At 40.8% G+C, this 21,321-nt stretch carries 12 protein-coding genes; 7 read left to right on the forward strand and 5 right to left on the reverse strand.

From position 1 onward, the window contains the following. Nucleotides 1–110 precede the first annotated feature (110 nt). The 5 genes from KO530_RS09660 (at nucleotide 111) to KO530_RS09680 (ending at nucleotide 7,400) form a co-directional block, all read left to right on the forward strand. Nucleotides 111–2,594: a hypothetical protein gene (locus KO530_RS09660; RefSeq protein WP_216048208.1), complete on the forward strand. Its 2,484-nt coding sequence runs from the start codon at nucleotides 111–113 to the stop codon at nucleotides 2,592–2,594. Between the two features lie 20 nt (nucleotides 2,595–2,614). Continuing rightward, a complete protein-coding gene (locus tag KO530_RS09665) occupies nucleotides 2,615–4,507 on the forward strand; it encodes a sulfatase (protein WP_216048209.1) in 1,893 nt (630 codons plus the stop codon). Between the two features lie 13 nt (nucleotides 4,508–4,520). Further along, complete coding sequence (locus tag KO530_RS09670) at nucleotides 4,521–4,994, forward strand: ATP-binding cassette domain-containing protein (RefSeq protein WP_216048210.1); 474 nt, start codon at nucleotides 4,521–4,523, stop codon at nucleotides 4,992–4,994. Between the two features lie 545 nt (nucleotides 4,995–5,539). Then, a complete protein-coding gene (locus KO530_RS09675; RefSeq protein ID WP_216048211.1) occupies nucleotides 5,540–5,830 on the forward strand; it encodes an EF-hand domain-containing protein in 291 nt (96 codons plus the stop codon). Between the two features lie 97 nt (nucleotides 5,831–5,927). After that, the gene (locus KO530_RS09680; protein WP_216048212.1) at nucleotides 5,928–7,400 is read left to right on the forward strand and encodes a tetratricopeptide repeat protein; all 1,473 of its coding nucleotides are present in this window, start codon (nucleotides 5,928–5,930) and stop codon (nucleotides 7,398–7,400) included. 396 nt (nucleotides 7,401–7,796) lie between these two features. On the opposite strand, the gene KO530_RS09685 is transcribed toward KO530_RS09680, so the two are convergent. The 5 genes from KO530_RS09685 to KO530_RS09705 all read right to left on the reverse strand — a co-directional run bounded on the left by KO530_RS09685 (nucleotide 7,797) and on the right by KO530_RS09705 (nucleotide 17,871). Then, nucleotides 7,797–10,283, reverse strand: a complete 2,487-nt coding sequence (locus KO530_RS09685) for a PDZ domain-containing protein (protein WP_216048213.1) — start codon at nucleotides 10,281–10,283, stop codon at nucleotides 7,797–7,799. A 47-nt stretch (nucleotides 10,284–10,330) separates the two neighbouring features. Then, nucleotides 10,331–11,842, reverse strand: a complete 1,512-nt coding sequence (locus KO530_RS09690; RefSeq protein ID WP_216048214.1) for a sulfatase-like hydrolase/transferase — start codon at nucleotides 11,840–11,842, stop codon at nucleotides 10,331–10,333. A gap of 143 nt (nucleotides 11,843–11,985) precedes the next feature. After that, entirely contained in the window at nucleotides 11,986–13,812 is a 1,827-nt protein-coding gene (locus tag KO530_RS09695; RefSeq protein ID WP_216048215.1) for an alpha-L-fucosidase, read from the reverse strand. 52 nt (nucleotides 13,813–13,864) lie between these two features. Further along, the gene (locus KO530_RS09700) at nucleotides 13,865–15,433 is read right to left on the reverse strand and encodes a sulfatase-like hydrolase/transferase (protein ID WP_216048216.1); all 1,569 of its coding nucleotides are present in this window, start codon (nucleotides 15,431–15,433) and stop codon (nucleotides 13,865–13,867) included. Between the two features lie 5 nt (nucleotides 15,434–15,438). Then, the gene (locus KO530_RS09705; RefSeq protein WP_216048217.1) at nucleotides 15,439–17,871 is read right to left on the reverse strand and encodes a glycosyl hydrolase family 95 catalytic domain-containing protein; all 2,433 of its coding nucleotides are present in this window, start codon (nucleotides 17,869–17,871) and stop codon (nucleotides 15,439–15,441) included. A gap of 562 nt (nucleotides 17,872–18,433) precedes the next feature. Between KO530_RS09705 and KO530_RS09710 the strand changes: the two genes are divergently transcribed. Together KO530_RS09710 and KO530_RS09715 are read left to right on the forward strand one after the other, a co-directional pair. Continuing rightward, nucleotides 18,434–19,648 carry a putative glycoside hydrolase gene (locus tag KO530_RS09710; protein WP_216048218.1) on the forward strand — a complete coding sequence of 405 codons (1,215 nt, stop codon included), beginning with the start codon at nucleotides 18,434–18,436 and terminating at the stop codon, nucleotides 19,646–19,648. After that, a complete protein-coding gene (locus KO530_RS09715) occupies nucleotides 19,635–21,101 on the forward strand; it encodes an alpha/beta hydrolase family protein (RefSeq protein WP_216048219.1) in 1,467 nt (488 codons plus the stop codon). The genes KO530_RS09710 and KO530_RS09715 overlap by 14 nt, the downstream gene beginning before the upstream one ends. The last annotated feature ends 220 nt before the right edge of the window (nucleotides 21,102–21,321 follow it).

Here is a 21,321-nt window from a genome sequence, read left to right on the forward strand (position 1 = left end):
TTTTAAAAAAGTATCACTAAACAATATCCCAATAAGCCTTTTGCGGCCCGAATACACTTTGATCCACCACAGGCTTGAATATATTTCACTGCACGTTGAAGGAATATCGAATGAAAATAGTGTTCATCCCATTTATCTGTCTAATGCTGGTTTCTTGCAATAGCGCAAATCAAATTTATAGCAGTACAGCAGAAATAAATGACTCAGGAAATCCCGTCACGCCAAATAGCAACGCTTACCCTGCTTCATTAATGTGGAAAAATGGCGTGCCATATTTGAATGTGGATCGCCCAGAAGATAAGCATTTACGTGGTTTTAATCAACATAAAACGGCGTTAGTTTGGCAAGTAGGGCAGAACAAAATTGAAGTTAATCCAATCAATATGCAATTTCATTTTGGTGTCAAAGATAAAACCCAAACCAGCTCATTATCATTTGAAATTGTAACCACGGCAGGCGATAAATATTCATTAAAATTACAATTACCACCTAACGTCAATCATGCTTTTCCAATTCGTTTAATTGAAACCGGTAATTGGTTTCAATACTTATCTTTCCATGAGTTTTCTTTAGTTCCAGATAATAATGTCGATCAAATTATTGATGTAGAAGGTCATTTAGATTGGAAGGCTTGGCACAACTCAGGCTCTATATCTTTAACATTAAAATCAACCAAGCAGGTTAAGATTAGCGCTATTAATCCAGTATGGTCTAATCAGGGGCAAGGCATAAATCCGGCTATTAAAAATAAACATAAACAAAATATTACCTTAGCACTGGCTTATAACCTGACAGCAAACCAAGAGGTGCAGTGGTTTGATTTGGAACAAACACCAGTTACCGACATAAAAGTTGTCTCAAAACACTCAACTGTTTCTTTTGAAGCTGCAAATAATGCATGGGAAATTAAACTGCCAGAGATAGAGCAATCAAAACGATTAAGTCGAACCTCCCTTGATGTTTTAAATCGAACAACAACAAATCGTTTTTCTTTGAGCAATGATAGTGCTCAAGCGCAAACGGTGAATTTACGATTTATACATCCCAAACACTCAAAAATCGGTTTTGTGCCTATTTTGCGTGACCATAATGGTATCCAAACAGGCTGGCCCATTCAGGTCAGCAAAAATTGGCACGTTCGTGCAGGACTGCCACGGATAGAGAATGATGGCGCTTGGATTCATACATCTATTAGTTTAAAAGTGCCGGCAAAAAGTCATCACAACTATACCTATGAAATAGTGCATGCCAATTGGAATGGCGTACCAGCAGCATCAGTAGCGCAATTAAGTTTAGTAGGTTGGGGCGGCAATGGCTTTTGGTTGCAAGCGGCTTTAGGCAATTGGAGTGAACACTTTTGTTTTCAACCTGGCAGAGCCCTACGTCGGTCAATGATCACTGATATTAGGCCGCTGTTCCAAAAAGGTATGAAAAACAAAAGTGATGATAAGGGCTATGACTGGACCAGCAATATTGGCGGTGGTGATACTGGATTATTACATGATGAAAACGGCCGCTACATTCAATGGAAACAAGCAAAAACAGAGTTCCATTCACTAGGTCCTATTTTATCTGAAGTATCGATAGCAGAAATCACCACAAATGATTCTGCAACATTGCGCAGTACTTTTATCATGCCACGTAGTGATGATTTAAATCGTAGTTATATAAAACTTGAATTTGAAGTGCTGAAGCCTTTAGCTATTTCGCGTTTTGCACTCTTTCAATTTGGCACAGATTATTATGCATCAGGGCGCTCGTTATCTGTGAAATATGGCCAAGGTAATAAGGTAGACGAACTTTCACAACAGTTAACTCCGTTGCAAAGTGCGAAACAAATCAAATCAGCTGCGGTTCCTTGGCCTGGAAACGCTCCTTGGGCTTTGTTGCCTGCACAGCTCAACCCTCATAATTTACGCACCGGTTATGGAAATCGTGCGGCAATACTTCGTGACTTTAACGCAACTATTGCGGGTAAAAAACTGAATAATGCTTGGCTACATTCGTACGAAGTCGGTGACAACAACGAAGCTGGCAATGTGAATATTGAGTTAGGAATTGATCCACAAATAACACAATTAATGCCGGGGGATATTATCAATGCCACGGTTGAAGTCCTAGCGTTACCAGCTAGTGCTAACTTTTACGTTGGAAAAGATGCCAACATCAAAGAAATTATAAAGGGTACAAATGGAATACAAGCCTTAACCATCAATGAGGCGGTCAAAAACCAAGTTACCATTATCAGAGCTGATGGTACGAATGTGGAGTCAACACTACCTGAAATAACTTACGCCGAAGCGATACAAGGATTTAGTGTTTCAGGTGGGCAAGGATGGTACCCCATTAAAGTGATTGGATTGCCGCGGCCTACAAGCGTTTACTGGGCCGAAAAGGTTAATACTGGTTATGAGCCACTGGGGAGCAGCTTCGACGAAGAAAAAGAAGCTCAGTGGAATTGGCAAGCTGATAACAATACTTGGAACAGCGTATTAAGCCTGCGTTCGTTAAAAAAACATGAACAAATTCGACGTTTTAAATTAATTCCAAGACCCGCATTAGAAGATGAAGAAACGATACTTTTATCAAAATAAACTGATTTGAGAATACTATTATGATAACCATTAAAAAAATCGCATTTTTCAGTGCAGTCTTAATTTCAGGTTGCACCACCGTGCATGAAGAGGTTGTGCATCAGCGCCCTGAAAAACCCAATATAATTTTACTGCTAACTGACGATCTTGGTTGGCAGGATGTGAAAATTTATGACATTGATGAGCCGTCGCCATTCGAAACACCAAACATCGATGCACTAGCAAGTAAGGGGACTATGTTTTGGCAGGGTTATTCGCCAGCACCGTCTTGCGCACCTAGTCGTGGTGCCATTATGACAGGGGCGCATCCAGCCCGCACTCAATACACCCATGTTATCGGTGGCACACCGCCAGCGCCGTTTCATAAAACTGCTCATCGCATGATGCCACCTTGGTATAGTGGACGTGTATCAACAGATTATGTTTCGCTGCCGCAAGCACTTAAAAACAACGGCTACACTACAGGGCATAGTGGTAAGTGGCACATGGCTAGAACTTATCCTGAACCAGAGGATCTTGGCTTTGATTGGACGCGGACTAATCAAGGCACTACTAGACGGATGAAGCCACATAGGTTAACGGGGTTTGCGACGAACAATCCCAAAGATCCGTATCGTCTTGATGAAAACGGATTTGCTACCCACCAACTGAGTGAAGATGCATTAACCTTTGTGCGCGAAAATAAAGCTGACCCATTTTTTCTTTATTATGCCACTAAGCTAGTGCATGCGCCTATTCATACACGCAGCGAACGTTTGCTTAACAAATATGTGAAAAAAATGGGTGTTGAATTACCGGAAAACCCGCAAGAATGGAAAGGTGAGGGACAAACAAACCCTTTTTATGCTGCTATGGTTGAGGAGCTTGATTATTACGTTGGACAAATGTTCGACTATTTAGATAATACAGAAGATCCCCGTTGGCCTGGACATAAGTTGAGTGAAAACACCTATATTATCTTTACTTCGGATAACGGTGGTATGGAAAACATGCCGGGTGAAAAGATCGCCGAAAATTACCCATTGGATCGTGGTAAAATTTCTGCCATGGAAGGGGGGACACGAGTGCCTCTGATTATTGTTGGTCCTGGAATTAAAGCTGGTGTGCAAACCGATGTTATGGCCTCCGGTCTCGATTTTTATCCGACTATTCTTTCTTGGACGAATACACCGAAGCCGACAGGTAGTCAGTTTGACGGTAGTGACCTTTCCAAACTTCTCGCCACAGATGCTACCGACCCGCAATTGGTGAAACAACAAGATGGGCAGGTACGCGACACTCTTTTGTGGCACTTTCCGAACGCTTTGGCGCTGGAGAGTACGATTCGAATCGGCGACTATAAGTTGGTGCGTAACTATGATCATCTAGATCCTAAAAATGACGAGTTAGAGCTGTATCAACTTTATAAAACTGAGGGTGGAAAGCAAATTCGTGTGGACATCGAAGAAGCCAATAATTTAGCCACCAAGATGCCTGATAAGGCGCAGGCGATGAATGCGAAGTTGACCGAGAAGTTAGAAGCCATGGATGCGAGTTACCCTTATTATAATCCGCATTATAGTGACTCACTCCCAAATAAAGAAGCAGTACCAACGGTATTGTCTCACCAAAGAAATGGCAATGTGGTTGAATATCGTTATCAAGAAAATGGTGCGAAGCTGGCACGTGCGCAATTGATGTATACACTTAATGGAGGCGCTAAGAAGGAGGAATGGTTCCGCATGCCTGCTCAGGTCTTACCTGGCAATAAAGTGACTGTCACCTTGCCCGAAGGGACAACCCACTATCTGATCAACTTAATCGATGAGAACAATTTCCTCGTGAGCTATCCATACGTGAAAAAATCATCACGGGGTAATAACTTGCCGTCGAAAGTGGCGCCGTCTGTTGAGGAAAACTTGAAAAAGAAATAACTTAAAGGAATAAATGTTTAAAAGCCTATTGAAAAATAGGCTTTTTTATTTGAATGCTGTTTTGAACAGTAATAGCGTAATTTTATTACGCCCCATCACTCACATGGCTGGTATTTGGCTCATCATTACCGTTCTAGTAGAGCTGCGCCGTAATATGAGCGTGGTGTTACAAGAAAGTATGCTTTTTTCTGGCACCAGTAAAGACAATATTTGCCAGAGCCTACCACAAGTTTACGAGCAAACTACGTTACAAGCAGCAGAGCTTGCAGGTGTTACTGCCTTTACTAGCGAATTACCAGAGGGGTATTACACTCAAGTGGGTGAGCGTGGCAGCGGTTTGTCGGGTGGTCAAAGGCAACGGGTGGCATTAGCAAGAGCACTCATCACCAACCCTAAAATTCTTATTTTATACGAAGCCACGAGCGTCTTTGATTATGAATCAGAAGCGGCAATTATGGTTTATCTTGGGGGGATTATTAGCTGGTAATTCTTGTTGCCACTAATAATACCGGCAAAATATATAAAGTTGAAACAGGCCTGCTTATGGCAAGGATGGTGATTAACGATATTAAATTATATCGTTCATTTTATAAAGGAAGAACAGCATGACATGTGAGCATAATACGAAAGAAAACAAAAAGGAAATTTGTGGTGTTTTTCGTGAAATCACCGTCGTTAGTCAGCGTCATAGTTAATCGTAGTTTTAATATAAATTATTGTGTTATGCGCGGTAGCGCCAGAGTCGTGCATCCTCCTTGCTATACAATAAGTTACACTCACTCAATTCAAATATAAAATGTACTTTTACATACACCTTGGCTTTATGTTAACCTGATGTTACTAATTTGCAATGTCGCTGTAGAACGTTATTCGTTTAGTACTTGAAAAGTGAAAGGAAGAGTTTTTCGAGTTTCATCTGAGTTGCTTAATGCGCACATTGTGAATGGATCGTTAAATGTTAAACGAAGAAGTTTATGGCAACTATTGGATTGACGCTGACAAATAAACTTCCATTAAAAAAGAGGTGTAATTTTGAAAAATTTATTAAAAACAGTGATTGCTACAGCATTTGTAACAACATTATTTGCATGTTCAACAACTTCAACAACCTCAAATACTAAGCAAGACCGATTTAGCAAAGTAGATGCTAATTCTGATGGTCGCGTAACCGTCGAGGAATTTTCGTCTAGTATTAAAAAGCCTAAAAATGGACCAAAGCGCTTCGGCCTACTCGATGTTGATAAAAACGGCTACCTTAATAGAACCGAACTTGAGGCCGAAAGAAAGAACAAGAAAAACAAGAAAAAAAAGAAAGAAAATTAATTGAATCATTTGGTAAAAATGCCGTGATATCAACAGACAATATTGTGATGACTGATAAAATTATTATTTACATTAGGGCTGAAATGGAAAAAGAATTATGATGTTTTTAATTAAGCTAATAAGCATTATAACAACCCTATGTTGTTTCTCTTCATCGCTTGTCTTTGCCCATGATATTTTTAAGGCCGATGAATATTATACTGCGAAAAATTTTAAACTCGCAAAAGCTAGCTATTCGGATGCGGCAAAAGTAGGAAACCCTTATGCATACTATCGGCTTGCTACTATGTATTTCAAAGGCTTAGGGACCGATAAAGATGCGTTCAAAGCACTTATATATCTTTCATTCGCGGCCGAATACGACTTTCATGATTCAAAATCGTTAGTAGAGAAAATATTAAGTAACATGGCTACTAAAGAAAGGCTAAACATTCAAAAATTTCTGAATAAGTTACTAAGCGAAAAAGGTAAAAAATACATCAGTAAAAAATATTTGCCTGAACTTGCTGCAAACAAATTGGCAAACAAGATTACCTTTGATGGAAAGGCGCAATTAGAATTAGACGATTTTGAATTAGAGCTTGCTGACAATGACTTGCTAGTTGATTCTGATTACGATATGGGCGGTGACAGTGAAGACTCGTTCGATATGGATTTCAGTTTCACGACGACGTCTAGCGAGCCCTTTGTCATTATCGATTTTGACCTTGCGCCTGACGGCTCTGTTCGAAATATTGTAGAAGTGCAGCGCGATGGGCGTGCCACTACTTTGCTCGATCAATTCTCTCGGTATTCTTTAGCTAAGCCTACAATACAACACGAAACCGTTGAGTTTGTTGCTAGAGTCAATTTAGGTATTGCTAGTTACGATAAACTCACTTTGCGTAGAAAAAACGCGCAAATGTACCTATCGCTGCTTCGCCAGAGTGAAAAACTCAAGGCGAGTTCTAGCTTAAAAGACCGTTTTCAATATGCGCAGCTATTGCAATATTTTAGTTGGTTAGAGCAGTATGAAGGAGAAGCAAACGAACGCCTTAAAAGCTTGGCCGAAGAGGGCCTTCCTGACGCTATGTATGAATACGGCCTTAAGCTTTATCGAGAACAGGATGATATTGAACAAGCCATTGATTGGATTGGGCAAGCCAGTACTTATGGTTTGGCGAAAGCAGAATCTCGCTTAGGTAAATTATTAATTAGTAGCCCTTGGGTGCAGAAAGACGAAACGAAAGCCTTGTTTTGGTTAGAATCTGCAGCGAAGAAAGATGATATTTCGGCTACCTTAAAGGCTGCAGAATTGAGACTATTTGCTCAAGATAAAGCATTACGCAACTTTTCTTTGGCATTAGAATATCTAACAAAAATAGGCGAGCAACAAAAATGGAATCCTGAATACTACTATTTACTTTCACAAGCATATCGTTTTGGTGAACAGCGTAATTTTCAACAAGTTATTCAATATCTAAAACGGGCAATAAGCATGGGAGAAAGAGTCAACTGGGACATTGAGCCATGGCAAACGCTGTTAGCACAACTCACCATTGGGAAAGTGTTTATTAGTGAAGAAAGTTAAGAAAATTTCAATACAATATCAAGCTGTTATTTTGGCACTGTAGTTGTCGCTGAGCATCAGTAACTGTGCGATAATTTTTCGCAAGAAAATATTAAAATATAGGCGGGTTATCGCTACTCATCTCATATTCCAGACGATTTTGGCGAAGTTAGCTCCCCGTGTGCTAGCCATTGTTCTTCTATAGATTTCCGTAATTGCGGTTTGGAACAAACACATAGGGCGTAGTAAACACAACATGATGATCCATATAGGTGCGTCAAATGGGGGAGGTAACACGCTGACAAACCATAAGTCGCCAACATTTCCTTGATACTCGGTCATAATAGATTTTAAGTTGCACCTGTGCCACGTTGGTAAATAGAACAGACCATATGATAGGTATGACAAGAGTTAATTTCATTTATTGAAGGTGCTTCTTTTTAGGCTTGATACACTTTTCAACTGCAGATCTTTATCCATTTGGAGCATCAATTCGATGACTTCCTGATTGCGCACCAATTTAAGGTTGAGTAGATCCGCAGGTGTACGTTTCAAGGTTTGATTTAATTGACGTAACTTAGAAACTGATTGGCCATTAACATTCTGAATAACATCGCCTGCTATTAACCCCGCTTTAGAAGCTTTGCTATCTTTTGGCACTGTTTTTATCACAACTCCACCTGCTTGTTTACTGACGCCAAAAGCAGAAAAGTCATTACCGGAAAGGTTTACTAAACTGGCCCCCATCCATTTACCTGTAAACGATGGCTGTGCTTTACGTTTGGTTTTTACCGGAGCGCTAAGGTTCGGGGTTCGAGCGATAGCACGTAAAGATGCTTTTTTGACACCAAATTGATCCATCGGAAAATTCTTGAAACCGATCTTCAACGCAGGGGAGTTAGGCTTCACACGGAAGTCTCCGTTTTTCGGGTCGACAAACATCGGATCGCCAAAGGCTGAGTTTTTATCCCAACTTAGGTTGTCGGAAACCGACATTACTTTTTCTTTGCTTTCGCCATAGAAGTTTTTATCTACCATAACTTGATCAACAAAGGGATGAGTCATTCGAGCAGGCTTGTGCCGAGACATGAAAATGTTGTTATAAACTTTATCACCACTTTCTTTATACCAAACATGTGGGTGCAAACCACTGTGAACTGCAATGTTATTCCAGGCGTGGCGGCGAAAACCTTCACGCAATTTTAACCCTCCAGCTAACATCAGGTTATTATAAATATCGTAATTAGTAGAGCCGTCATCTAAGTCAATATCCCAGCCGTGATCACTGCGCCAGCGACTATTACGGATGGTGGTCGTTTCGACTGCATCCAAAAATGGTAAGTCGGGAGCCTCATCAATCGCTTGTTGTGATGTGGCTTGGTCACTTCGCCAGTAACGATCTCGTCCCCAAGAATTGAACGAGCCGTGGTCATGTGTTTCTAGCACGGTGTCAAACACATCAACGCGCTCAATCAAATGCCCACCCCACGTACCGTCACCAATATTGATTCCCGCTCTAGCTGTATCGTAAATTGAAACATCGCGAACCGTAATACCTTTTGCCATAGAAATCTGCACACCAGCAGGCTGACGTTCTACACTGCCTATTTTGTGGATAAGACAATCTTCCACAGTTGAATTAGCTGGATAGTTATTCGTTTTTGGCCCTGGAGTCCGGTCAATTTTAGACAAGTCATTTGTTTGCTTATATTCAAATAAAGGATTACGCACGGCATCAGGATCACCAACAAAGGCTACACCACTGGCACCCGTATCATGAATATGACACCCTTTAATCAATACGTTACGATTATAGTTGTTGACGAAAATAGCATTGCCACCGACCTGATCGAATTCGGTATCTAAAATATGAATGTTTTCAGTGCCCGTAAGAAGGAATGCGCCTCCGCGATAGATTGTCCAATCTGAACGTAGCAAAGGCTCCTTAGTTTTCATGAAAGTGCGAGACGCATGACGTACAACAAAACCTTGTAGGGTAATGTGTTTTACTGGGTTTAATTCAGTACCCTTAAACTCTACAAGATGACTCAGGCGTGCCACTTCTACCTTAGCTGTATTTAGATTTATCCCTTTGGCTGGTTTAAAATAAAGTTTATTTTTTGGGGCGTCATGAAACCATTCGCCTGGTGCATCAAGTTCTTCGAATATATTTTCAACCATTCGAAAGTCTTTATGCATGCCCAGTTGACGGTTATTTTGCCAACCACCTTCATAAGTTATTTCGTTATTGCTTTTCTTGCCAGTGATTTGATAATGGTATCCGCCCCATTGTGAACGATGCATTGCATGAATATAACCACCCCTAGGATCGGCCCAGTCTGCCGCTCGTTCTGCAGAAAAAGCATCGGCCGCATACCCTTGATAGGCTGCTGTTTTTTTGCTCGAATCATAATTGGGGTATCGTGCCATACGCTGATTTTGACCATCAATAAAAAGTTGATCAATGTTTAAACCTACAGGTGTATCGGTTTGGAAAATACCATTTTTATAAGCAGACCAAGTAAGCTTCAATTTTGTACCACCACTTAACACCGCTAGCCCTTCATTCTCTGCTTTGTAAATAATGGGATATCGCTCACTACCAGAGTCCGCCGGTTCAAAAATCAATGTCTCGGGCAAATAATAAACGCCATCAGCAACATGTACTATTACCGCTTCTTTTCCTGCAAAAGACTGAGCGAGTTGTTTGGCTTTAGCTATTGACGCAAGCGGTTTCCCTTGTCGCCCGCTGTTGTTATCCGTTCCTGTTGGTGCGACATAGATCTCAGCTGCGTGGACACTAGACATGCAACTAAAAATACATAGTATTATTGGTGCTATAGCAGATTTATAAACTGCGCTTTTGTGAGTGTTAAAGGGGTTTATCAAGTATTTAGTAGGCATTAAACGTTCCTATCAATATATTTTGCAATTGGTGTCTACTCGCTGCATTACTGAAGAGCTTGTGCATAAAGTTGTGCCGCCTTTTTCCGCATTTCTGCTAAAGTCGATTTGTAATTTGGATCAGATACGAGGTTGTTTTGCTCATCAGGGTCATTTGCTAGCTCGTAAAGCTCCTCAATTACTGGCGAATGTTCGAAATACTCAAAATACTGATACTGTTTTGTTCGTATCCCACGGCTACGATAAGAGCGATTATTTTTTATAACTTCATTATTCTTGGCTTCAACCTGCTTTCCTTTGGTTCTTAACAGCTCCTGAATAAAAAAGTTCTCTGTCAAAACGCCTTCCCGCCATTTTTTCATGTCTTGCTTACCCTCCATGAGTGGACTTAAGTCATGACCTTTCATTACCGGCGGTATGTCTAAGCCTGCCAAAGACAAAATCGTGGGGGCAATATCTGCAGACGAAACCATGGCATCAATCCTACGACCATGGTTTTCTTTAGAGGCTCTTCCATCAAATACAATCAGTGGTTGTTTAATGGCTTCATCGTATTGAATCGCTTTGTCGTAAAGCCCACGTGAACCGTGGTAACGTCCATTGTCACTGGTGTAAATGATGATTGTGTTATCTAGTAGGTCAAGCTCTTCTAATTTAGCGACTAAACGACGAACTTGCTCATCTACACTATAACTCTGCACTGCAAAACGTCGAGCAAGTGTTTGGTAAAGTTCAGGCGTGGATGTCCGTTGCATGTGAAGGTAGGTGCTGCGGCTATAGTCTAATACTTTAGGCAACTGGTCATTTTTGCCTTCTACCCAATTAGCAGGTACCTGCATTTTCTTGTCTTTAAACAGTTCAACATGTGGACCATACATGTCAGTATCACGGTCATTCTTGACCGCATCGAAACTGACTGAAAGGCTAAAAGGTTGACCCTTCGGCTGCGTTTCTAAAAACCGGATCATTGCATCCCCTTTAATCAACGTTCGCTCTTTAGGGTTACGATCCTTACGATAGATATGAGCTAGCTTTTTATCACTTTTAGGAAAGTGAGGGCCTTTTTTACTTGTTGTTGAAATACCTGCATAAAAGTCAAAGTGGTCGGCAACGGTTTCGGGTAATGCTTCTAAGCTAACGCCAAACTTACCAACAAACCCTGTGCGATAGCCTGCTGCTTTCATCAGCGCTGGATAGCTTTGGGCAAACTCTGTTGCAGGTAATGTGCGATTATAAGGGTAGGTGAAACCTACACGATGATCTGAAAAATAACGTCCGGTGAAAATCGTTGTTCTACTTGGCATGCAAATAGCTACAGCATGATAGGCATTGTCAAAACTAACTCCTTGAGCGGCAAGCTTATCAATATTGGGAGTAATTGCATCTTTACTACCGTAGCTACCTATAGTGTCCCAACGCTGATCGTCCGTCATTAAAAACACAATATTAGGAGGAAGGTCTGTTTTAGTTGATGGGGTAGGAGTAACTGCCAATAAAGCTGTTGATTGCGAAAAAAATAATATCAAAAATGAAATATTGAAGAAATTAAATTTTTTCAAAATGAAAGCTCCTTACGTTCGTATATGTCACTACGGGATAACGCTTTTTCATTTGTTATCAGCTCAATTGTTGATCTATGTTTTCTGTCTAAAAACAAAGGCGTTAATTAAACACATCTTGTCGATGTGTAGGCCAATTAGGGTTATTTGAAAATGATCTCTACAGCAAATCCATTTTCAGCCTTTTGCCAATCACGGGCATCGATAACAAGGGCGTGATCAGTTTGTTTCCAAGATAGTTTTTGAGTACTGCCGAGTAATCTAACCGCGTCTATATGTCCGCTGCCTTTGCCCAAAGAAAGTATTTCAATGCTGTCCTGTGGCGGCATTAACGACATTGCATATACTTTGTTTTGTTTTGCCGTGAACCAAAAGTCTTGATTAGTAAATTGACGATTAAAACCGGATTTTGCGCGATGGCCGGTGCCTGACAATAAGGTTTCGTTTGCGCCCTCATAACTGGTATCCCAACGTGTTGTGCCAAAAATTGCAGCGCTATTGGTTTGTATCCATTGGCCCATTTCAGCAAGACGTTGAGCGCTTTCTGGCGGGACATTGCCTTGACCGTCGGGCCCTATATTGAGCAAATAGTTGCCACCTTTGGACAGAATATCGATAAAGTAGTAAAGCAGCTCTTTGGTGCTCTTCCAGTCGTCATCATAAAATTTAAAGCCCCAAGAATTATTGGTGGTGCCGACTGTCTCCCATTGTTTATTCATTTTCTCTGATGCAGAAGGAATAACATTGTCACCCGCATCTAGGTAGTCGCCAAATTGATAACCAACACGACGGCTCACTAACACGTTGGGATTGATATCGTATGCCAATTTATAAAAGTCAAAAGCTTGTTTTTCGGTAATAAGTCCGTCGCCATCAAACCAAATTAACCGTAGTTTTGGCAATAAGGTGAGTAATTCTTTAATTTGCGGGTAAGCTTTGTTGTTTAAGTACTCTGCATGGGTATTCAAACTAGGATCCCATAGGTTCTTACCTTGTGCATGGGTATAAATTCCTAATTTGTCGTTTTGTTTTTTAACGTTTGCGTAGTTGCCATCTGTCCCGTCAAACCAATCGTTGCCATGGGAATAGTAGATACCAAACTCGATGCCCTCTGATAGACAAGCATCATACAGCTCTTTGATTAGATCGCCCTGATACGGCGTTGCATCAACAATATCGTAATCGGACACTGCTGAGTCGTAAAGCGCAAAGCCATCGTGATGCTTAGAGGTAATAACGAGGTATTTCATGCCAGCTTTCTTGGCCAGTTGTGCGAAATTTTGCGCAAAGGATTTGTCAGGGTTAAAAGTACTCGCCAGCTGTTGATATTCTGCGCGAGGTATTCTGAAGGTCGACATTAGCCACTCTGCCACTCGAGGACCAGGGTAGGGCGAATCTTCTATACGGTTTTTTTTCCACATGCCACCTGCCTGAGAATATAACCCCCAATGAATAAACATGCCAAAGCGCGCTTCTTTAAACCAACGCAGTGCTTGTTGCTTTTCCGGTGACTGGTGCATAGTTAGCCATTCGTTATAGTATTGACCAGTGCCAATTGGGTTGGAGCGGTGGGGAACAATTCTAATTTGTTTGACTGGCAGTGTTGTTGTTAATGATAGCTGGTATTGGTTGTTAGCCTCCAAAATTACAGGGCTGCTAAACTCATATACAGAGCCCGATTCAATTTTGTATTTCCCGGTCAACACTTCGCTTTGGTTCTGGCCGTTAATGTTTAACTTACTTAAGGCCTCTTCTCCAGTATCATTAGTGACCAATTGCACGACAAATTTGCCTTTGTGTTTAGCTAAGAACGACTGATCTCGAAATTTGCTTGCTGAATTAATATCGATCACAACCCAATCTTGTCGAGTTGGATTTGATTTGTTGACAGCTAATGAGCTACATCCATTACACAACAAAACGATGCTAATGAAAGTGATACAAGTGGAGACTCTATTGAATATTGTCATGTTGATTTTGTTTACCTGAATAAATTAAATGTGAAAGCGTTTAATCTCATTATCAATAAAGTTCTTTTACTAATGTCTGTGCTCTGGTTCGATAGTACTCAAGCTGTTTTGCGTACTTGGGATCTTTAGCTAGATTGGTCAATTCATTAGGATCCGCCACTATATTAAATAACTCTTCATAAATAGGTTCTTCATTGCTAGCAAAAGACTGTTGTGGCAAATACCGCATTCTGTCTTGCTTCTTACTAAACGAACGAATGTATTTGAATTTTTTATCGCGCACGCCTTCTTGTCTTGGATAGCCTTGGTCGGTAAACAAGTTTTCAAGAAAAATATCTTGTCTCCATGACGATTCTGTTTTCGTTTCTTCTATCAGTGGAACTAAACTTTTACCTTGGTATGAAGATGGGACATCGGTGCCAGCCATATCTAAAAGCGTTGCCACTATATCTTGCCCAACCACTAAGTCATCGATGTGCTTGCCTTGGATGTCAGTGTCGAAGAAAGGAGAGTAGATAATAAGCGGGACGTGCACAGACTCGTCATACAGAATCGTTTTTCCACCAAGTCCATGCTCACCAAGTAACAAGCCGTTATCTGAAGCGAAAACGATGATAGTATTTTCATCTTCAGAGATCGTTTTTAATAGTTGACGTAGTTGTCCAACAAACTGGTCAATGGCGTATACAGCCCGCGCCATCTTTAATTTGTCATTTAACAATTTAGGTTTATTTTCAGTGACATAATATTTCATTAGGTCAGTACTGGCGTACACATCTTTAGGCAAGCTAATAGGCACAGGATAGCCCGCTGGTAGGTCAATTTGATCAACTTTATCTTGGAATAGCGTCTTATAGATAACAGGGTCGCTTTCCAATTTACCCATTGTGCCAATGCTAGAAGCATGGGGTAAATTAAAGTTAATCCACGCAGCAAAGGGCTTATTGGGATCTCTGCGGTGTATACTTCTTTTCGTCGAAGGTTCGGCATTTTCATAAAAATAATCGTAATCTTCGTTTTGCGATAAATAGGCTTGAGTCGCCTCCATTAAGCCTTCAATTTGTGTTTTGTTTTTCAAATTTGAGAAGGTTTTATGGCGTTTAAGATGAAAACCCAAATGGCCAGATGCAAAGTATGAAAAATCGATATTTTTACGTAAAGGACTGTCGTTTTTATCAGCTATTTTTGTATGGTGTTTGCCAATAAAGGCTGTGGAGTAACCCTGCTTTTTAAGCTGCATTAACCAACTATTGTTAAAAACTTCTTCAGTAATTACGTTTTTAGACATGGAATGAAAGCCAATTTTGTTTTTTCGCTCCCATTGGCCTGTAAACATGTTCGCTCTGCTGGGGCCACAAATTGGGCTGGTAATAAATGCGTTATCAAAGAAAACCCCTTCTTTAGCCAACTGATCGATGTGCTTAGTGGGCGATAGTGGATCGCCCGTCATAGTCAGAGAATTAAAACGTTGATCGTCAGTAAAAATGAAAATCACGTTTGGTTGCTTGTTTTCTTTACTAAGGGGGGTTGATGTTGTGGATTCAGCAAACGCTGGCATGTTCATTGTGAGTGTGCAGGCAAGAGATAAACACTGGAATAAGAATATTGAATTTCGACGCATGGTATTTACCTCTTGTAGTAATAGTGATGGCCAGGTAGGCGTTTGGTTTTTTCGTTTAAGCCAAACATATTCCATTCCTCAGGATTGATTGGGGTTGGCTTAATGCTTAACGCGGTGTTTTCGATGTTTGCTTTGGTTAAAATCGCGCGCTCGCCTTTGCTGAGTTTTATCTGATAAAAACCAGAATCATCACGAAACGCTTGTGTTTCGTTAGCAAGTTTACCTTGAATATAAATCTTAGGGTTATCAATGTCTGTTTGAATCACCAAAGGCTTACCAGCGAGGCTTTGTACTTCAACGAACTGGGTTATGCCTTGTTGTTTACTGGCACTAACTAAAAACGCACCTTGTGTACGAAGTTGATAAAAGGCGAGTTCCTGCCAATGCGCAGGGCTTGCTGGAAATACTCGAATTTTGCCGCCCCAACTTTGCAATAACATGTCGTGTACCGATGTAGCGTAGGATAATGGGCTCTCAATTACAGGATAGTTTCTGGATTCTGAGTACATTGTGGTGGGGGAAACATTCTGGTGCTGAATAAAATAATCGAGGTATTGATACGCTTTTACTGAATCACCTAACATCGCGTAAATCGAAGTTGCGCCAGTTGCGGTATAACCGGTTACCGGCATAGCATCTATTTTAATATTTTTATTCATTGAAGTTTCTAGCCAATGATCGACACTGGTGCGCAACAATTGCTTGTTTTCAGGTTTTTCTGGCGTGATCACCGCCAGAGGGTAAAACGGTAATAAATGTGAATAGTGACGATGGGGTTTACTAAACGGAATATCCTTACCTATTCGCAACCCATTTTCATCAATTTGGAATCCAACTATATTATCTAGGATATGTTGCCATTCGTCGGCTAGCGGATCTTGTATATCATAATTTTGGTTGAGATCGATTAGCGTTTGTAAACTCCAGCGCATCAGCCCGATTGTGAAGTTAATATCTTGACCATGGCCTGGTTTATATTCAGGGGACCAACTATGTTTTATGTGTATTGTGCCACTTTTTGAAGGGACGGGGTTTTCGTCCAAGTAATTGCGATAGCTGTTTACGGTTTTACGTAAAATCGGAAACAGTCCGTCTCGCATGCAATTATCATCTGCTAAATATTCGCAATGTAGCCAATAGTCGTGAAGTAACCAAGCCAACATATCTGGTACTTTTCGAGCGTTGTCAGAAACCATGTCTTGTGGAAATAATGCACCTACTGCAGCGCTGTCTTTCCAATCCACAGGAACGTTTTTGGTTAAATTTGTTGCGTACTTATTAATATTATTTATTAAAGAATCACCCAAAGACATTCGGTTTGCGGTGAGGTGTGTCCAGTATATTAGCTGCACGTTAAGATCGCCCCAGACCATTGGCCAGAAGGTTTTATGATACCAAGGCCCCATTAAATCAAGTAGCGGACCATTTCCCCGGTTGGCAGACGCTAGCTTGTACATTTGAATCCAATAAAATGCTTGTTTCTCAGGCTCGCTAATACTTAAATAACTTTGCGGATAATAGTTGTGCCACCACTGTTGATGTGAAGAAATAAACTGCTCGTTTTGGACCGTCTTACGTGCTTTTTGAAGGTTTTCCTTGACCGTTTGCAAACTGTTTTTTTCTGGGAAACTATGGTGAATACTCGCATATAAAGCTTGCTGGCCATCTGCTTTACCTGTGACTTCCCAGCCAGTTGTTGTTTCGCCTCTATGTTGATACAAAGGCTGAAAGCTAAACGTAAAGCCGTCCGATTCTATTTCGGTTGCTGCTGGAGGCATCGGCATAGGTGCAGTTCGCATCTCATCCCAATAGGACGACTTAGGGCCTATACCATCGTCTAAAAATGCTCGCACAGAAGGGAAGGGCACGTCTGGATGCCAACTAATGGTGATTGATTCTCCGTCTTTAGCATCCGTTTCGAAATAAATAATATCCCTTTGGCTATGGGTTAAACCTCTAACTGAATAGCTGCCTCGACTTGTACTAATTGTTCCGGTGAGTTCAGCATCCCAGAGGCTTAATCTAAGATCCACATCAGTGATCTTACCGATAGAAGTCAGTTTAAAATGGCCTAAAGGTAGTCTGCCTCTATATATCCATGGCATTTCTTTTCCGTCGTGAGGTAAACGGTGGTCATAGTAATCGTGTCGTCCAACATGCAAGGAAATGCTGTTGTCTTTATCACTTTGGGACTGATAGAACAAAAAGCCGATATTTCCGTTACCGCTAAAAGGCGCGACTGGCCAACTATCGGGTAGCCGATCCCAAACTAAATCTTGTTGCTTTAAGAACTCAGCGTAATCAACATCCAAGCTTACTTTTAAGTCCGAACTTTGTGTGGAAACGACTGAACTATTATGTACAACGCTATGTACTGAAGGAGACAGTAATAATGCGATACATGCTAATTTTATCGTTGTTAGCCAGAAAAAATTCATTTATGACAATCCTGAAGGCGTTATTTTCACGTAGAAAAACCTTAATATAGAGCTGTACAGATAAAATGGTTTTCTGCTTACTGTAGCGAACCACTCAAACCACTCAAACCACTCAAACCACTCAAACCACTCAAACCACTCAAGCCTCAGTGCATTCATCTGCAAAAACCTGAACTCATAATAGTGATACCTCATTTTAAATATAAAACAAAATATTATATGTGGAATTTATTGGAATGTTATGATTTTGTCAATTATTTGTTTTTTTGCGCTGTATTAGCACAATAAATTTTGAACACTTTAGTAGACTTAGTTCAACAACTACCTCTATATTCGTAGTGATATTTCAAATATAAAATTATATTGAGTATATGAAATTAATCGTGTATGTTAATTTTTTGTTGGATAGGCTGCTTAAAAATGTGTTAATTAAGAATAGATAACCCTTAGAAGCAGTTAGGAATACCTCATCTAATCGCATCTGTGTACAAATAGTTTATTACTGATTAATAGCAAAAGGTACAGCAAACGAGATGCCGCTATGGTTTTTTTAAAGGTTAAAATGAAGATTAAAACATCAACTCTAATCTGCTTTATATTAATGGCAACGTTTTTATCTGGTGCGCTTCGTGAGGCCCATGCTTCTCAATTATCAAACAATCCGTCACAGTCTCAAGTCACCAGTGCTTACCCTAACTTTAATTGGGATACTGTTCCTGTTTATGCTCATTTTGGTCGCACAAAGGGAGACCTTAGCCATGAAGAGAACCTGTTTATTGCTAGCCACTATGACTTTGTCACATTGGAAAAAGGACATGGATTAAAAAAGCATGGCAGCTCTGAAAAGGGCATTATTGCTGGGGCGAAAGCATTAAAACAGCTCAACCCGAATATGAAAGTACTGTTTTACTGGAATGGGTTACTTGATTATTCGCTGTATGACGCTCATGACACATTTTCAAAAATAAAAAACGGCGCAATTAAGACTAAAAGTGGCGAATTGGACCTCAAACGCGGACATTTGAAAAAGTATGATCTAGCCAATCCTGAAGTGCGAAGCTGGTGGATAAAAGTTGCCAACGATGCCATTCAACAGGGGCAATTAGATGGCGTCTTTATTGACGCATTACCACAGATCTCGATCAAGCCTGAGGTGAGCGCAAAAAGACTTGGCACTGCTCGCTTTAAAGCGTTAGAAGAGGGAGTCATCAAATTATTGGATGAAACTAGCGCTACCCTTGGTGCTGAAAAACTTATCATTTATAACGGTATTCGTTCTATTCCTGGAGGTTGGGAAGACGGTGGTTTACGTTATCTCAATCATGCAAATGGAGTCATAGTTGAGCATTTTGATCAGTTTCAAAGTCGTTCTAAGGAGATGATTCAACTGGACATGGAACGCATGATGCAGGCCGCGAAAACCGGAAAAATTGTCATTTTCAAAGCTTGGCCTGGATTTAATTTTACTGACAAGCAAATGATGAAAAAGCCAGAAAAAGAACTGTATGAACTGGCCAAAAAGGCCATTGATTTCCCCCTTGCCTGTTTTTTAGTCATTGCTCAGCCTTATTCTTACTTTAATAACACTTGGGGTTACCGCGATCATCATGGCGCATTGCAGTGGTATCCTGAGTTAGATCGAAAACTCGGCGCCCCCTTATCTGATGCGAAGCAAGAAGGGTGGACTTATACACGAGAGTTTGAGCATGCTTCTGTTGTCGTCAATATCGATACCAAAACCGCCAAAATTACCTGGGGTCAACATGAAGATTCATAGTCACTTTACCAGTATCAATGCCACAGACTTATGCTGGCAGATTACCAAACGAAGTGGGCGATACTTTCATCTACGCCATATTATTAATTTCATTTCCCATAAAATATTCGCAGATGATGCAGTGACGACAAGTTTTAGGAGGTTCGCAGTTGTTGTCATTTTTAGTGGTTTTTTACATGGCTGCAAGGCAATACAGCAGGAGGATACTGGCGCTAATATAAATGTAGACATGTACTTTTCCAAACTGGCTAAAGAACATGTTGCACAGGTTGTATCATCAAAGCTACGCGCTGATGGCATGCTTGAACTCTACTTAGAAGGTGAACCCTACACCGATAAAAGTGGACAACGTAAAACCACTAAAATATTTGCTCTTTATAAGTTTCCAGAACACCCACTGACAACGCCATCGGGTAAAACCCCTGGCATGGTTTTAGTGCATGGGGGAGGGGGGACAGCCTTTAAAAATTGGGTTGATAAATGGAATGATGCAGGCTTTGCGGCAATTTCTGTCGCTGTGGAAGGGCAAACTGACATTCCCGCCGATGATCTTGAAGAAGCAAAAATCAATGACACTTTGAGGTGGCAAAAACATCTAGGTTCTGGCCCTTCTAGACAAGGAATTTATGCAGATTCTGATAGACCACTGCAAGATCAATGGATGTTTCATGCTGTGTCGGCGGTAATTCGAGCTAAACACTTTTTGACCGCACAAGCGGATATTGATAAGCAACATATTGGCCTGACCGGAATATCTTGGGGCGGGGTCATTACTTCAACCGTCATGGGATTTGACGGTAGCTTCGACTTTTCTATCCCCATATATGGTTGCGGTTTTCTTGATGGGATGCAGAATCAATATCAGCAAGCCTTAATGGGAAATTCTGCATACCAAAATACATGGGAGCCCGGACATCGCATAAGCAATTATCGTCAACCTTCTCTTTGGTTGACATGGCGTGACGACAAACATTTTGCACTCGATGCGCAGGCGAGTACATATCAGCAACTAAGCGGTGATTATTCAGTGAGTATCAAGCCGGGAATTAGGCATGGACACAAGCTTGGTTGGGATCAGCCTGAATCCTATCTTTTTGCTAGACAGATTGTGCGTCAAGGCACAGTCTGGGCTAAATCGCTTTCAGTTAAACAGCTCAACTCTGGCAAAGCTCAAGCTGAATTTTCGATCAATTTAGATAACAAAGATTATCAAGTCGCTAAAGCGACAATTCACTATACAGCAGACCAAGGACATACAGGTAAAGCCTCATGGACTCAAGCTGACACTAACTTAGTGACGCCTAGTTCGATACCCGGGCAATATATTGCAACCTTTGATGCACTTCCTTTGGATGTCCGTCACTGGTTTGTTAATTTGCAGGTGTTGGTCACTGATGAAAATCATAAGGAAAATCAGACATACACAGTAAGCAGTGAACTATTTTCAAATTAACTCAAAGTTGATTTTGTTTTAAAAGGTCAGACTCTACGGGTTTTGAAATCTACTCTATTCAACAAAATTGATAGTTTATAATCAAAGGGAATGTAGCTATTAATCTAACGAGTCTGACGCCTAGTTAGTTAAATAAGCAATAATAACGTTTGCAAAAAACAGACTTGTTCTTACAAAAAATGTAAAGCATTATGCTGCAGAACAAATATTACCAAGGGTT

Source organism: Aliiglaciecola lipolytica, from assembly GCF_018860635.1.
Taxonomy (GTDB): domain Bacteria; phylum Pseudomonadota; class Gammaproteobacteria; order Enterobacterales; family Alteromonadaceae; genus Aliiglaciecola; species Aliiglaciecola lipolytica_A.

Excerpts from the sequence above, each read along its gene's own strand:
- KO530_RS09660 (WP_216048208.1), top strand. The coding sequence starts at position 111 with ATGAAAATAGTGTTCATCCCATTTATCTGTCTAATGCTGGTTTCTTGC.
- KO530_RS09665 (WP_216048209.1), top strand. The coding sequence starts at position 2,615 with ATGATAACCATTAAAAAAATCGCATTTTTCAGTGCAGTCTTAATTTCA.
- KO530_RS09670 (WP_216048210.1), top strand. The coding sequence starts at position 4,521 with ATGTTTAAAAGCCTATTGAAAAATAGGCTTTTTTATTTGAATGCTGTT.
- KO530_RS09680 (WP_216048212.1), top strand. The coding sequence starts at position 5,928 with ATGATGTTTTTAATTAAGCTAATAAGCATTATAACAACCCTATGTTGT.
- KO530_RS09685 (WP_216048213.1), bottom strand. The coding sequence starts at position 10,283 with ATGCCTACTAAATACTTGATAAACCCCTTTAACACTCACAAAAGCGCA.
- KO530_RS09695 (WP_216048215.1), bottom strand. The coding sequence starts at position 13,812 with ATGACAATATTCAATAGAGTCTCCACTTGTATCACTTTCATTAGCATC.
- KO530_RS09700 (WP_216048216.1), bottom strand. The coding sequence starts at position 15,433 with ATGCGTCGAAATTCAATATTCTTATTCCAGTGTTTATCTCTTGCCTGC.
- KO530_RS09705 (WP_216048217.1), bottom strand. The coding sequence starts at position 17,871 with ATGAATTTTTTCTGGCTAACAACGATAAAATTAGCATGTATCGCATTA.
- KO530_RS09710 (WP_216048218.1), top strand. The coding sequence starts at position 18,434 with ATGAAGATTAAAACATCAACTCTAATCTGCTTTATATTAATGGCAACG.
- KO530_RS09715 (WP_216048219.1), top strand. The coding sequence starts at position 19,635 with ATGAAGATTCATAGTCACTTTACCAGTATCAATGCCACAGACTTATGC.